General features: G+C 66.3%; 10 protein-coding genes. 2 read left to right on the top strand and 8 right to left on the bottom strand.

Annotated elements, in window-relative coordinates; genetic code table 11:
- Positions 1 to 29: 29 nt before the first annotated feature.
- From ACT531_RS05815 to ACT531_RS05780, 8 genes are all read right to left on the bottom strand, one after another.
- Positions 30 to 1,052: a TRAP transporter substrate-binding protein gene (locus tag ACT531_RS05815; protein ID WP_291442743.1), complete on the bottom strand. Its 1,023-nt coding sequence runs from the start codon at positions 1,050 to 1,052 to the stop codon at positions 30 to 32.
- A 60-nt stretch (positions 1,053 to 1,112) separates the two neighbouring features.
- Positions 1,113 to 2,378: a TRAP transporter large permease gene (locus ACT531_RS05810; RefSeq protein WP_060985884.1), complete on the bottom strand. Its 1,266-nt coding sequence runs from the start codon at positions 2,376 to 2,378 to the stop codon at positions 1,113 to 1,115.
- 57 nt (positions 2,379 to 2,435) lie between these two features.
- Positions 2,436 to 3,071, bottom strand: coding sequence for a TRAP transporter small permease (locus tag ACT531_RS05805; RefSeq protein ID WP_476016808.1), 636 nt, complete (start codon positions 3,069 to 3,071; stop codon positions 2,436 to 2,438).
- A 145-nt stretch (positions 3,072 to 3,216) separates the two neighbouring features.
- Positions 3,217 to 4,533 (bottom strand): FAD-dependent oxidoreductase, encoded by a 1,317-nt coding sequence (locus ACT531_RS05800; RefSeq protein ID WP_476016807.1) that lies wholly within the window; start codon positions 4,531 to 4,533, stop codon positions 3,217 to 3,219.
- A 23-nt stretch (positions 4,534 to 4,556) separates the two neighbouring features.
- A complete protein-coding gene (locus ACT531_RS05795) occupies positions 4,557 to 4,853 on the bottom strand; it encodes a 2Fe-2S iron-sulfur cluster-binding protein (protein ID WP_476016806.1) in 297 nt (98 codons plus the stop codon).
- Complete coding sequence (locus ACT531_RS05790; protein ID WP_476016805.1) at positions 4,850 to 5,965, bottom strand: NAD(P)/FAD-dependent oxidoreductase; 1,116 nt, start codon at positions 5,963 to 5,965, stop codon at positions 4,850 to 4,852. Before ACT531_RS05790 ends, ACT531_RS05795 begins: the two co-directional genes overlap by 4 nt.
- A gap of 27 nt (positions 5,966 to 5,992) precedes the next feature.
- Positions 5,993 to 6,940, bottom strand: coding sequence for a 4-hydroxyproline epimerase (locus tag ACT531_RS05785; protein WP_291442753.1), 948 nt, complete (start codon positions 6,938 to 6,940; stop codon positions 5,993 to 5,995).
- A gap of 36 nt (positions 6,941 to 6,976) precedes the next feature.
- Complete coding sequence (locus ACT531_RS05780; protein ID WP_291442755.1) at positions 6,977 to 7,894, bottom strand: dihydrodipicolinate synthase family protein; 918 nt, start codon at positions 7,892 to 7,894, stop codon at positions 6,977 to 6,979.
- 290 nt (positions 7,895 to 8,184) lie between these two features.
- On the opposite strand from ACT531_RS05780, the gene alaS reads away from it, so the two are divergent.
- Entirely contained in the window at positions 8,185 to 10,812 is a 2,628-nt protein-coding gene (gene alaS, locus ACT531_RS05775) for an alanine--tRNA ligase (protein WP_476016804.1), read from the top strand.
- A gap of 101 nt (positions 10,813 to 10,913) precedes the next feature.
- Positions 10,914 to 13,895, top strand: coding sequence for an HD domain-containing phosphohydrolase (locus tag ACT531_RS05770; RefSeq protein WP_476016803.1), 2,982 nt, complete (start codon positions 10,914 to 10,916; stop codon positions 13,893 to 13,895).
- Positions 13,896 to 13,984 lie beyond the last annotated feature (89 nt).

The raw sequence follows: 13,984 nt of genomic DNA, 5'->3' as shown, positions 1-13,984 counted from the left end.
AGTGGCTTGCGGTAGCGGCCCCGCTGCCATCAGGCCAGGCTGGCGCCCGCCTTGCGCAGCTCGGCAATCTGCGGCGCCTTGGGCAGCCACAGCTTGTCGAACTCCTGGATGGTGCTGTCGGGGTTGAAGGCCGATGCGGTCTTGAACGCGATGGACGTGCCCTTGAACTTCTCGATCAGCCCGGCCTCGGTGGTCACGATGTCGTTGATCTGTGCGTCGAGCGACTGCGCCACCAGTTTGCGGATGAGGTCCTTGTCTTTGGCGTCCAGGCCTTGCCAGATGCGGCCCGACACCAGTGGCGCAAACGGCATGAAGAGCGCATTCATCTGCAGCAGCGTCTTGGCCACCTTGTCAAAGCGCTGGTTCCACGAGAACTCGATGTCGGCCTCCAGCCCGTCCACCTGGCCGTTGCTCATCGCATCGAACACCTGGGGCGTGGGGATGGGCGTGGGGGCTGCGCCCAGCATTTGATAAAAGTCGCGGTACACGGGCGTGGGGTTGATGCGCAGCTTCATGCCCTTGATGTCGGTGGGCAGGTTGATGTCCTTGGTGGAGAAAACGGCGCGCATGCCGGTAATGCCCCAGCCCAGGCCGATGGTGCCGGTCTCGCGCGGCAGCACCTCCAGCAGCTTGGTGGCGGCGGGGTGTTTGACCAGCTTGGCCACGGCGGGCGTGGAGCGCACTAGATAGGGCGCATTGATGGCCGCGATGCTGGCCACACGCGAGCCCAGCTCGGCCGCCTGGATCCAGCCCATATCGAGCGCACCGGACTGCAGCTGCTGCATCATCGCCGCCTCGTTGCCCAACTGGCCCGAGTGGAAGACCGTGACGCTCAGGCGGCCGTCGGTTTCCTTCTTCAGTGCCTCGCCAAACTGCAGCGCGGCGCGGTTCCACGAGTGGCCAGCGGGCGTGATCAGGCCCAGGCGGAATTCCTTGGCGTCGGCGGCCCGCACCAGCGCCGGAAAGCCCAGCCCCGTGACGGCGGCTGCGGCCACGGCGTGGCGCTGGATGAAGTGGCGGCGGGAGACTGGGCGGGCAGGCTGGGTCGTCATGGTGAACTCCGTGTGAAAGAACGTTGGGAGGGGGACGGATCTGTCGGACGGCATGCCCCGCTACTTGAGCAGGCCGAGCGACAGGCTGGGGAACAGCGACAACATCACCAGCGCCACGCAGCTGATGATGAAAAACGGCAGGGTCACGATGAACATCTTTCCGGGCTTGGCCCCGGTGACGGCCGACGCGACAAAAAAGCTCAGACCCACGGGCGGGGTCATCAGCCCCAACACCAGGTTGACGACGATCACCACGCCAAAGTGGCGCGGGTCGATGTGATAGACCTCGGTGGCAATCGGCAGCAGGATGGGCGCGGTCATGATGAGACCGGGGATGCCGTCGATCACCGTGCCGATGACCAGCAGGATGACGTTGGTGAGCAGCAGGAAGGTGACCGGGTCGTGCGCCACCGTCTGCACCCAGGCGGCCACCATCTGCGGCACCTTGCCGTAGATCAGCAGCCACGAGAACACGGCCGCCGCCGCCACCAGAAACAGCACGATGGCCGAGTAGATCGCCGAGCGCAGCAGGATGGCTGGCATGGCGCTAAAGCGGAATTCCTTGGTCACATACCGGCCCACCAGCGCCGAGACCAGCGCGCCCACGGCGGCCGATTCGGTGGGGTTGGCCACGCCACTCAGGATGGAGCCGACGATGATGATGGGGATCAGCAGCGTGGGGCTGGCCTGCACCACGGTGCGCGCGCGCTGGGCCAGGGTGCGTTTTTCGCTGCGCGGGTAGTTGTAGACAAACCCCATGAGCGCGATCACGACAAAGAACAGCAGCGTGAGCAGCACGCCGGGCAGGATGCCCGCAATCAGCATGTCGCCCACGGCCACCTGGGCCAGCACGCTGTAGACCACAAACATCACCGAGGGCGGGATGATGGGGCCCAGCATGCCGCCGTACACCGTGAGGCCCGCAGCAAAGGTCTTGTCGTAGCCCTGCTTCTCCATCTCGGGCACCATGACCTGCGACATGATGGCCACCTGCGCAGTGGCCGAGCCGATGATGGACGACACCAGCATGTTGGCCAGGATGTTGACGTAGGCCAGGCCGCCCTTGACCGAGCCTATGAAAGCCATCGACAGGTCCACCAGCCGCCGCGTGATGCCGCCGCTGTTCATGATCTCGCCGATCAGGATGAACAGCGGAATGGCGATGAGCCCATAGCTGTCCACCCCGCCGAACATCTGCATGGGGAAGGACTGGAAAAGCACCGGGCTGCCGATGCTGAGGATGTACACCGCGCCCGACAGGCACAGGCACACGCCGATGGGCACACCCACCATCAAGGCGGCGAGGAAGAACAGGGTGGTGATCATGGTCGGGGCTCGGGTGGGGGGATGGGCGCAGGGGGACGGGTCGTGGACGTGGGGCGTTCAGTTCACGGCGTCGGCGTTGACCACGTCAAAGCCCGCGTGCTGCACACGCTCTGCGGCGCCCATGTCTTCCAGCAGGTTGGCCAGCGCATGCACCGTGAAGGTGGCCGAGAAGATCGGCAGGATGAGCTGCAGCACCCAGGTGGGCCAGTTCAGCGTCTGGGTGCGCTCTGTGTAGAGGAAGTTGAAGCTCTCGGCCGCAAACTCCTTGGCGTCAAAGCCGTAGCGTGCGATGCCGATGGGGTCCATCCACACCCAGCACATCACCAGCATGGCCAGGCCAAACAGCAGCACGCCCACGGTGGCCGCCACCTTGAATGCCCGGGCACCCCGCGCGCCGAGGTGGTCGGTCAGCATGGTCACGGCAAAGTCCATGCGCAGCCGCGTCATGACCGACGCGCCTACAAAGGTCAGCCACACCACGGTGTAGACCGCCGCTTCGTCCACCCAGTAGATGGGCATCCCGGTGTAGCGCGTGACCACGTTGAGCAGGATGAGCAGCACCAGCAACGTCATCAGGCCCGTGAGCACCTGCCGCTCGGTGCGCAGGATGTGCGAGGACAGCGCCAGCACCCAGCGAACAGGTGCACGTGGCGTGGCAGCGGGTGGTGGGGCGGGGCTGTGGGTGGATGGCATGGTGCAGTGCTCGGGGTGCAAGGGGCGTGGGCAGGTGGCTTGGGGAGGTTGGATTTTTAATATCTGGTAGATATATTTGCAAGCAAGATGAATGCCTGTTGCTTGTGGGGGGACGTCGCTGCAGAGCTGGAGAAAAGGCTTCGGGTCAGGCAGGCGTCGCTGCGCTGGGGCCTTCCGGCGCAGGCCCGCCGCAGGCGGCCAGGGTGCCGATGCGTGCAGGTGCCAGCAGGTGCCGGGGCGCGGTCGGTGTCCACCCAAACAGGTGCTGTGTGGCTGCACCGCAAATGCGCCCCTGGCAGGCGCCCATGCCGCAGCGGGTGTGCAGCTTGGCGTCGATCCAGCCCTGGCGTGGTGCCAGGTCGGCATAGGCCACGTCTTCGCAGCGGCACACCAGGGTGTCAGGCCGGGGCAGGGCCTTGAGCTGCTCGTTCAGCACAAACGAGGACTGCAGCGCCTGGGCAAACCTTTCCCAGCGCGCAAGTTGCGAGCGCAGTGCCTGGGCCTGCTGCACGTGGCCTGCGGCTGTGTGGCCTGCAATGGCGCCCTGCACCAGGGCACGTTCGCTGCCGCCAAAGCCCGTGCTTTCCCCGGCCGCCAAAACGCCGTGCACCGTGGTGCGCATCTGCGCGTCCACTGCCAGACCGAGGCCGCCGCTCAGCGGTCCGCCCAGCACGCAACCGAGTAGCTGGCCCAGCTGGGTGTTGGGTACCAGGCCAAAGCCGCAGGCCACGCGGTCGCAGGCGATGGTTTCTTCTGCGTGCGCGCCATTGCGCAGCCGCACAGACTGCACCTGGGTGGTGCCATGTGCCTCCAGAACATGGGTGCTTGCGCGCAAGCCCGGGTGGATCAAGGTGAGCGCCTGCAGCGCCTTGGCCGGCCAGCGTGGCAGTTGCGCCGCAAAGCGCGCGAGTGCTGCCCAGGAGGCCTGCTCGGCAATGCGCACCACCCTGGCACCGGCCTGCGTGGCTGTGGCGGCCGTTGCCAGCAGCAGGGGGCCTGTACCAGCAATCACGATGCGCTGGCCGCGCACGTCCAGCCCCGCCTTGATGAGGGCCTGCAGCGCACCCGCACCCGTCACGCCGGGCAAGGTCCAGCCGGAGAAGGGCAACAGCAGCTCGCGTGCGCCGGTGCACAGGATGATGCGGTGGCTGTGCTGGGTCCAGCCCCGGTCAGCGTCTTCCAGCAGCAGGGCGGGGGCGTTGTCGGTGGGGTGACTGGCTCCCAGCCCCACCACCCGGGTGCCAGTCAATACGCGTATGTTGGTGTGCTTGGCGAGCGCCGCGCGATGCTGCTGCGCCATAGGGGGCAGTGCGGCCTGCGGGCCGTCGCGCCAGATCTGGCCGCCGGGCTGGGGGTTGTCGTCCACCACCGTTATCGCGGCCCCGCTGGGTGCGGCCGCCAGTGTTGCTGCCATGCCCGCTGGGCCCGCGCCGATGATGAGAATGTCGCAGCGTTCGTGCATGGGGGCGGGTGCGGGTATGCGGGTCATTGGCATGACATGGCGCTCCCGGAGGCGGTACCTGCATCGGTCTCGATGGCCATGCCCTCGGCGCACACCGTCTGGCAGGCCAGGCGGATGCGGCCCTGGATGCGCACTCGGCATTCATGGCACACGCCCATGCCACACAGCGGCGCGCGCGCTTCGCCTGTGACCGAGGTACGGGTAGTACCCGGCGGTTGTTGCGCCAGCGCGGCGGCCACGCTGGTGCCCGCTGGCACCAGCCGGGGAGTTCCGTTCACGACGATCTGCACGGTGGGGGTGCGGGAGGCGGGGCGTGTCATGCAGCACCCCGCAAATCAAAACGCTGCGCGGCGTAGGGCATGGGGTCGATGGGCGGTGTACTGCCGGTGATTTGCGCGGCCAGCAGCTGTGCGGTGCTGGGGGCCGTGGTCACGCCCAGCCCTTCGTGGCCCACGGCCAGCCACAGGTGGGGGTGCGTCGGGTGCGGGCCGATGATGGGCAGGCTGTCGGGCGTGGCAGCGCGAAAACCCGTCCAGGTACGAATCGCGTTCAGGTCCGCCAGGCCGGGCAGGTAGTCGAGCGCGCGCTGCAGCATGCGTGCCATCACGATGTTGTTGACGGCCGGGTCGGTGGTGTCGAACTCGCGCGACGAGCCGATCAGCAGTTGCCCCGTGGGCCGGGGTTGTACGTTGAAGGCCACCGAGGTCCCATCGCTGTGGTGCGCGCTGGTGATGTAGCCCAGCTCCACCAGCTGGTGGTGCACGGTGCCGGGGTAGCGGTCTGTGATGACGAGGTGGCCCTTTTTGGGGCGCAGCGGCAGGCCGGGGCACAGCTGCGGGGCCTGGATGCCGCTGGTCAGCACGATGGCGCCCGCGCTGCGCTGACTGCCGTCGCGCAGGGTGACGGTGTGGCCGTCGATCTGCGCGGCTTCGGCCTGTTCAAAAACCACGGTTCCATGCGCTGCAGCCTGGGCCACCAGCCACTGGGCGGCACGCGGGGCATAAACCACGCTGTCGCCATTCACCTTCAGCGCGCCCGCCAGGCCGCGGCGCAGCGCAGGTTCTGCGCGGGCGAGGGCTACGGCATCCAGCATCTCGCAGGCCACGCCTTGGGCTTGCAAGGTGGCGCGCTTGGCGTGCGCAGCCAGCAGCTCTTCCTCGTTGGCAGCCAGCCAGAGCGTGCCGCAGGCGGTGAAGGCGCAGCCAGCATCCATCTGCGGTGCCAATGCGTGCCAGAGGTCGAGCGACGATTTGCTGAGCGCCAGCTCAGCCGGGTTGTCATCCATCACCACCAGATGGCCCATGCCTGCCGCCGTGGCACCGCCCAGGCGCGCATCAATGATCCGCACCGACAGCCCGGCCTGTACGAGCGCATGGGCACAGGCCGCGCCGACGATGCCAGCGCCGATCACAAGGACGTCGGTGGTTTGCATGGGGCCTGTGCTGTGGGAGAAGGCGGTTTACAGCCGGATGCCCCAGCCGAAGGGGTCCGTGTCGTCGATCAGCAGGGTCGCTTCGGCACTCATGTAGGCACGGCCACGCAAGGTGGGGATGAGCTTGCCACCGTCCTGCAGCGTGTAGCTTGCCTCGAACTGGCTGCCGATGATGCTGGCCTGGCGCCACACCTGACCCGGCTGGAGCTTGCCATCGGCGGCCAGGCAGGCAATTTTGGCGCTGGTACCGGTGCCGCAGGGCGAGCGGTCGTAGGCTTTGCCGGGGCACAGCACGTAGTTGCGGCTGTCCGCGGGATCATCGGTGCTGTCGTCGTCAGCAAATAGTTCGATGTGGTCGATCTCGCCACCGTTGTCGCCGCGAATGCCCTGGTCCTTCAGGGCCTGCTGCACGGCGCAGGTGTAGTGCATCAGTGCCTCCAGGTTGTCGCTCGCCACGCGCTGGCCGTGGTCCGAGATCAAAAAGAACCAGTTGCCACCCCAGGCCACATCGCCCACCACGCGGCCGTAGCCGGGCACATCCACCGCCAGCTGGTGGTGCAGGCGGTAGGCGGGCACATTGCGCACGCTCACCGATCCGTCGGTGTGCAAGGTCGTGGTGACGGTGCCCACCGGCGTTTCGATGCGGTGATCGCCAGGCTGGATGCGGCCCATGTGGGCCAGCGATGCGATCAGGCCAATCGTGCCGTGGCCACACATGCCCAGGTAGCCGCTGTTGTTGAAGAAGATCACGCCCGCCGCGTTGGCGGGGTCTTGCGGTGCGCAGAGCAGCGCGCCCACCACCACGTCGCTACCGCGCGGCTCCAGCACGGTGGCGGCGCGCCAGGCATCGTGCTCGCGTGCCAGCCGCTCGCGCCGCTCGGCCATGGTGCCAGTGCCCAGGTCCGGAAATCCGCCAATGACAAGCCGGGTGGGCTCACCGCCGGTATGGGAGTCGATCACTTGGATGTGTTGCATGGTGCTGTGGTCGTGGTGGGGCAGTGGCTTAGTGTCTCAGGCCACAGACTGGTACTGGGTCGGGCGGGTTTCGAGCGCTTTGCGCACCACGCGCTCGACAAACGCCCGCTCTTCACCCACCAGCGGCAGGCGGGGGCGGCGCATGTGCTCGGTGCCCACACCCACCAGCACGTCGATGAGCTTGAGGTTCTGCACCAGCTTGTTCGATACATCGAGGTGCAGCATGGGCGTCATCCATTGGTACAGCGGCAGGGCTTCAGCAAATTTGCCCGCCTTCATCAGCTCGTACAGCGCCACCGTTTCGCGCGGGAAGGCGCAGCCCACGCCGGCCAGCAGGCCGTCGCAGCCCAGGGCCAGGCCTTCGTAGGCCAGGTCGTCCACGCCCAGGAAGAGCTGGTAGCGGTTGCCCACGGTGTTGCGCAGGTCGGTGATGCGGCGGATGTCGCCTGTGCTTTCCTTGATGGCGGCAATCCATTCGCAGTCGGCCAGCTCCAGCATGTGCTCGGGCTTCAGGTCCACGCGGTAGGCGACGGGGTTGTTGTAGACCATGAGCGGGCGCTGGGCGGCATGGGCCATGGCCCGGACGTTGGCCATGGCCTCGCGGGCGTCGGCCACGTAGATCACCGAGGGCATGACCATGTAGCCCGCCACACCCAGCCGATTGCCTCCGTCGATGTAGCGCAGGGCCTCGCGGGTGCTGGTCTCGGACACATTGGCCAGCACGGGCACGCGGCCGTCGGCTGCTTCCAGGGCAATTTTGGCGACCTGGAGCTTTTCTTCCAGCGTGAGGGTGCTGGCCTCGCCCAGCGAGCCGCAGGTGACCAGCCCGTGAATGCCGTTACGGATCTGGAAGTCGATGTGCCGTGCCGTGCCTTCGGCGTCGATGGACTCGTCGGCATGGAACTTGGTGGTGACGGCGGGGAAGATGCCTTGCCAGCGGGGTTGTGGGTTCACAGGGTGCTCCTTGGGTGCGTTGGGCGATGAAGTTATTAATATATTAACAAGATATCAAAAGCGCGCAAGCGAATTTTCGAGCGCGGGCCATTGGTCGCTGGGCGAATTGGAGGCGAGGGGCAGGCATGGAACCTGCAAATCCTGTGCCGCCCTTTGCTGTCGCACCGCTGCCACGGGCGCCAGGGCTGCAAACCTATAATGAAAGGTTGGTCCCCATAGGGGCAGCGACAGGCAGCGCACAGGCGCGGGTCCTGCGGTCTGCCTGCTCCGTGCAACCACTCCACAACACCATGAGCACTCCCACTTTTTCTGTCGCTGACATCCGCAAGTCCTTCCTGGACTTCTTCGTCTCCAAGGGCCACACCGTTGTGGCGTCCAGCCCCCTGGTGCCTGGCAACGACCCCACGCTGATGTTCACCAACTCGGGCATGGTGCAGTTCAAGGACGTGTTCCTGGGCACCGACAAGCGCCCTTACAACCGGGCGGTGTCCGTACAGGCCTGCCTGCGTGCTGGCGGCAAGCACAACGACCTGGAAAACGTGGGCTACACCGCGCGCCACCACACCTTCTTTGAAATGCTGGGCAACTGGTCGTTTGGCGATTACTTCAAGCGCGAATCGCTGAAGTGGGCCTGGGAACTGCTGACGCAGGTCTACAAGCTGCCCCCCGAGCGCCTGCTGGCCACGGTGTACCAAGAGGACGACGAGGCCTATGACATCTGGACCAAGGAAATCGGCCTGCCGCCCGAGCGTGTGATCCGCATCGGCGACAACAAGGGCGGTCGCTACAAGTCCGACAACTTCTGGATGATGGCCGACACCGGCCCGTGCGGCCCTTGCAGCGAAATCTTCTACGACCACGGCCCTGAGATCCCTGGCGGCCCTCCAGGCAGCCCCGACGAAGACGGCGACCGTTTCATCGAGATCTGGAACAACGTGTTCATGCAGTTCAACATGGACGAAACCGGTGCCGTCACCCCGCTGCCCGCCCCCTGCGTGGACACCGGCATGGGCCTGGAGCGCCTCGCCGCCATCCTGCAGCATGTGCACAGCAACTACGAGATCGACCTGTTCGATCAGCTCATCAAGGCTGCCGGTCGCGAAACCGGCGTGACCGACCTCAACAACAAGAGCCTGCGCGTGATTGCCGACCACATCCGCGCGACCGCTTTCCTGGTGAGTGATGGCGTGATCCCCAGTAACGAAGGCCGTGGCTACGTGCAGCGCCGCATCGTGCGCCGCGCCATCCGCCACGGCTACAAGCTGGGCAAGAAGACGCCGTTCTTCCACAAGCTGGTGGCCGACCTGGTGCGCCTGATGGGCGATGCCTACCCATCGCTGCGCGAGCAGGAGCAGCGCATCACCGACGTGCTCAAGACCGAAGAAGAGCGTTTCTTTGAGACGCTGGCCAACGGCATGGAAATTTTGGACGCCGCGCTGGATGGCGGCGCCAAGGTGCTACCGGGCGACGTGGCCTTCAAGCTGCACGACACCTACGGTTTCCCGCTCGACCTGACCAACGACGTGTGCCGCGAGCGCGACGTGGAAGTGGACGAGGCCGGCTTCAAGACCGCCATGGAAAAGCAGAAGGCCCAGGCACGTGCTGCTGGCAAGTTCAAGATGGACAAGGCGCTGGAGTACACCGGTGCTGCCAACCAGTTCACCGGCTACGAGCACCTGGCCGAGACTGCAAAAATCGTAGCTATCTACGTAGACGGGAACAGCGCTGCAGCCCTGAAAGCGGGTCAAAACGGCGTGGTGGTGCTGGACACGACCCCGTTCTACGCCGAAAGCGGCGGCCAAGTGGGTGACGAGGGTGTGATCAATAGCGGCTCTGCCCGCTTTGCGGTGGGCGATACGCTCAAGATCAAGGCCGATGTGTACGGCCACCACGGCACCCTGGAAGAGGGCACGCTGAACGTGGGCGACACGGTACAGGCCCAGGTGAACACCGCAGTGCGCGCTGCCACCATGCGCAACCACTCGGTCACGCACATCATGCACAAGGCCCTGCGCGAAGTGCTGGGCAGTCACGTGCAGCAAAAGGGTAGCTTGGTCAATGCCGACCGCACCCGTTTCGACTTTGCCCACAACGCACCCGTGACCGCTGCTGAGATCCGTGAGATCGAGCGCCGCGTGAACGAGGAAATCCTGGCCAACACGGCCACCGACGCGCGCGTGATGGACATCGAATCGGCCCAGAAGACCGGCGCCATGATGCTGTTCGGCGAAAAGTACGGCGAAACCGTGCGCGTGCTCGACATCGGTACCAGCCGCGAACTGTGCGGCGGCACCCACGTGCAGCGCACGGGCGACATCGGCCTGTTCAAGGTGGTGGGCGAAGGCGGCGTGGCCGCAGGCGTGCGCCGCATCGAGGCCGTGACCGGCGCCAACGCGCTGGCCTATCTGCAGAACCTGGAAGACACCGTGCACCAGGCCGCCAGCACCCTCAAGGCGCCGGTGGCCGAGCTCAATGGCCGCATCAGCCAGGCGCTGGACAATGCGCGCGCTCTGGAGAAGGAAGTCGCTGCGCTCAAGGGCAAGCTGGCCTCCAGCCAGGGCGACGAGCTGGTGAACCAGGCGGTGGAAGTCAAGGGCCTGAAGGTGCTGGCTGCCGCGCTGCCCGGCGCCGACGCCAAGACCCTGCGCGACACCATGGACAAGCTCAAGGACAAGCTCAAGACCGCTGCCATCGTGCTGGCCGCTGTGGATGGCGACAAGGTGCAGATTGCTGCGGGCGTGACGGCCGACAGCGTGGGCAAGCTCAAGGCCGGTGAACTGGTCAACTTTGTGGCCCAGCAAGTGGGCGGCAAGGGCGGCGGCAAGCCTGACATGGCGATGGCCGGTGGTACCGACGCGGCCAAGCTGCCTGCAGCGCTGGCCTCGGTGACGGGCTGGATCACGCAGCAACTGGGCTGATGTCCCGGGCCACCACAGCGGCACCGGCCGCTGTGGTGTGGCAGCCATGGCTGCCAAAAAGAGGGTGACGGAACGCGGGCTTTCACCCTAAAGTGCAGCGCATGGACACCCTGCGCGACAGCCCCCAAGACCCGCCGCCGTCCGCTGTGCTGCGCGGCACTGGTGCTGCTTTGGCGGGCCAAGGCGGCCACCTGCCGTGGTGGCGCCGTATCACCATCCCCTTTGAGGTCCTGATCGCCACCGTGGTGGTCACCGCCATGCTGTTGCTGACAGCGTTGCTGGTGTACCAGGTCAGCACCAGCGCGCGCCAGGCCATCATTGCGGCGTCGGACGAGAGCGCGCAGCGCATCAGCCAGCTCATCGCCGAACGGGTGCACCGCATCGTGGACCCGGCCGATGCCACCATCCGCCTGCTGGCGTTCGACCCGGTGGCCTCGGCGTCTACCTTGCCAGCACGGCTGCGACGCCTGCCCGTGCTAGCGCGGCTGCTGGAGCAGAACCAGCTGCTGTCGGCAGTGTTCATCGGTTACCCGGACGGGCAGTTTCTGCTGGTGCGACCGGTGCGCAACGAGGCTTTGCGGGTGCGGCTGGATGCACCGCCCAAAACGGCGTACCTGGTGCAATCCATGGCGCGAGAGCGTGGCCTGGCGGGCATGGTGGGGCGCTGGAGCTATTACGACGCAGACTTGCGGTTGATTGATTCCGCCGTCCGCCCGGAATACCGCTATGACCCCCGTACCCGTCCCTGGTATGCCGAGGCGCTGGAGCAAAACACGCAGATCCTGACGTCACCCTATGTGTTCTTCACCACGCAGGAGGTCGGCATCACCCTGAGCCAGCCCAGCGAGGACGGGCGTGCGGTGATTGGCCTGGACGTGGCCCTGACCGACCTGGGGCATGAGATCAGCGGCCTGCGCCTGATGCCCCGCACCGAGATTGCGGTCGTGGACAAAGACCGCCGCGTGCTGGCCTACCCCGACATGTCGCGCGTGCTGCTGCGCGATGGCAACACGCCCGGCCTTCGGCTGCGTGCGCTGGACGACCTGGGCGTGCCCAGCCTGCAAGCGCTACAGGCGCTCGGCCTGAAAGATGGCGAGTCGCGCCGCCTGCAGGCCGATGGCGAGGAATGGCTGGGCCGCTCGCTGCCGCTGGCGTCGATGCGCTGGCAGGGGCTGCAGATTCTGATGGCGATTCCCACCAAGGAGCTGCTGGCCGACGTGAACAACAATTTGCGCCAGCAGGTGTGGCTGTCGGTGTCGCTCATCGGTCTGATGCTGCCGTTGGGCTGGCTCGCTGGCCGACGGGTGGGACGCAGCCTGTTCGGGCTCGCGTTGCAGGCCAGGGCGCTGGCGCGCTTTGATTTCCGGCGGCCCGAACGGCGGGTGTCGCCAGTGCGCGAGGTGCGCGACCTGGGGCAGGTGATGGACCGCATGTCCGACACCATCCAGGAGTTCCTGCACATCACCCACCACATCAGCGCCGAATCGCGCACTGACCTGATGCTGTCGAGTGTGCTGTACGAGCTGGTGCGCGCCACCAGTTGCACCGGCGGTGCGGTGTACCTGGTGGACCCGCAGCGCACCGGCTTGCTGCGTGCCGCCCGCCATTGCGAGGACCCTGAGCAGCAGTCCCGCTACCCCGAGCACCTGGCTATGGTGCATTTCATCAACCACACCGAGCCCCAGCCTGGTGACCAGCACGAAGACGACGATGACACCGAGCCCGCCCGCGTACTGCGCGTGCAGCTGCGCACCCGCGACGGGCAGCCCCTGGGCCTGCTGGTGCTGCGCTACATCGCAGACCAGACGCAGGACGACGCGCATTTCCGGGCCTTTGTCGAAAAGCTGTCGGGCACGCTGTCGGTAGCCATTGAGACCCGCAGCCTGATCGAAGGCCAGAAGAAGCTGCTGGACGCCGTCATCCGCCTGCTGGCCGACGCCATCGACGCCAAGAGCCCCTACACCGGCGGCCACTGTGAGCGGGTGCCCGAGCTGGCCGAAGCACTCATGGACCGCATGTGTGCAGCCAAAGACGGCCCGTTTGCCCAGGTCACCATGACCGACGCCGAGCGCTACGAGTTCCGCCTGGGGGCCTGGCTGCACGACTGCGGCAAGGTCACCAGCCCGGAGCACATCATCGACAAGGCCACCAAGCTGGAAACGCTCTACAACCGCATTCATGAGGTGCGCATGCGCTTTGAGGTGTTGTGGCGGGACGCAGAGCTGGACTACTGGAAGCAGCATGTGTCGGGCGTGGACCCGGTGCGCCTGCAGCGCGAGCTGCTGCAACGGCGCGAACAGTTGCAGGACGACTTTGCCTTTGTGGCCCGCTGCAACGTCGGGGGTGAATTCATGGCCGAAGCGGATATCGCCCGCCTAAAGGCCATTGGCCGCCAGATCTGGCAGCGGCATTTTGACGACCGCCTGGGCCTGTCGGCCGCTGAGATGCTGCGGCTTTCGACCGTGCCGGTGCGCCCCTTGCCCGCCAACGAGCCGCTGCTGGCCGACCGGCCGGAGCACATCGTGCCCTGGGGCACCCGCAAGCCGCCGGTGGAGGCGGGCAACCCCGCCAACCGCTGGGGCTTTGACATGGTGCTGCCGCCGTACGAGGCGCACCTGGGTGAGCTGCACAACCTGTCCATCCAGCGGGGCACGCTCACGGCGGAAGACCGCTTCAAGATCAACGACCACATCGTGCAGACCATCATCATGCTCAGCGGTCTGCCGTTTCCGCCGCACCTGGCGCGCGTACCGTCGATTGCCGGGTCCCACCACGAAAAGCTGGACGGCACCGGCTACCCGCGGCGCCTGAAGGCGCCAGAGCTGACGCTGGCCGACCGTGTGATGACCCTGGCCGATATCTTTGAGGCGCTGACTGCGGCCGACCGGCCCTACAAGCCACCCAAGACGCTGTCCGAGTCGCTCAAGATCATGACCCACATGGTGCGCGAGCGGCATATCGATGCCGAGGTGTTCCGCTTCTTCCTGACCAGCGGTGTGTGGCGGGACTACGCAGAGCGCTTCCTGACGCCTGCGCAGCGCGATGAGGTGAATGTGGAGGCGATCCTGGCATCGCTGGGCTGACAGGGGGCACCGCACTGCGCACTGCACGGTGGCCGATGGAATCCGGCTTGGTCAGTGCCCGCCTTTGCGTACCGGTTCGTAGAAAGTGG

It is taken from the genome of Acidovorax sp. DMC1, assembly GCF_056314325.1.
Note: the sequence above shows the minus strand (reverse complement) of the source record. Positions and strands in the feature narration are given on the sequence as shown.

What these genes read in the sequence shown, in the direction of transcription:
- ACT531_RS05815 (WP_291442743.1), bottom strand. Translation starts at nt 1,052, where the DNA reads ATGACGACCCAGCCTGCCCGCCCAGTCTCCCGCCGCCACTTCATCCAG.
- ACT531_RS05810 (WP_060985884.1), bottom strand. Translation starts at nt 2,378, where the DNA reads ATGATCACCACCCTGTTCTTCCTCGCCGCCTTGATGGTGGGTGTGCCC.
- ACT531_RS05805 (WP_476016808.1), bottom strand. Translation starts at nt 3,071, where the DNA reads ATGCCATCCACCCACAGCCCCGCCCCACCACCCGCTGCCACGCCACGT.
- ACT531_RS05800 (WP_476016807.1), bottom strand. Translation starts at nt 4,533, where the DNA reads ATGCACGAACGCTGCGACATTCTCATCATCGGCGCGGGCCCAGCGGGC.
- ACT531_RS05795 (WP_476016806.1), bottom strand. Translation starts at nt 4,853, where the DNA reads ATGACACGCCCCGCCTCCCGCACCCCCACCGTGCAGATCGTCGTGAAC.
- ACT531_RS05790 (WP_476016805.1), bottom strand. Translation starts at nt 5,965, where the DNA reads ATGCAAACCACCGACGTCCTTGTGATCGGCGCTGGCATCGTCGGCGCG.
- ACT531_RS05785 (WP_291442753.1), bottom strand. Translation starts at nt 6,940, where the DNA reads ATGCAACACATCCAAGTGATCGACTCCCATACCGGCGGTGAGCCCACC.
- alaS (WP_476016804.1), top strand. Translation starts at nt 8,185, where the DNA reads ATGAGCACTCCCACTTTTTCTGTCGCTGACATCCGCAAGTCCTTCCTG.
- ACT531_RS05770 (WP_476016803.1), top strand. Translation starts at nt 10,914, where the DNA reads ATGGACACCCTGCGCGACAGCCCCCAAGACCCGCCGCCGTCCGCTGTG.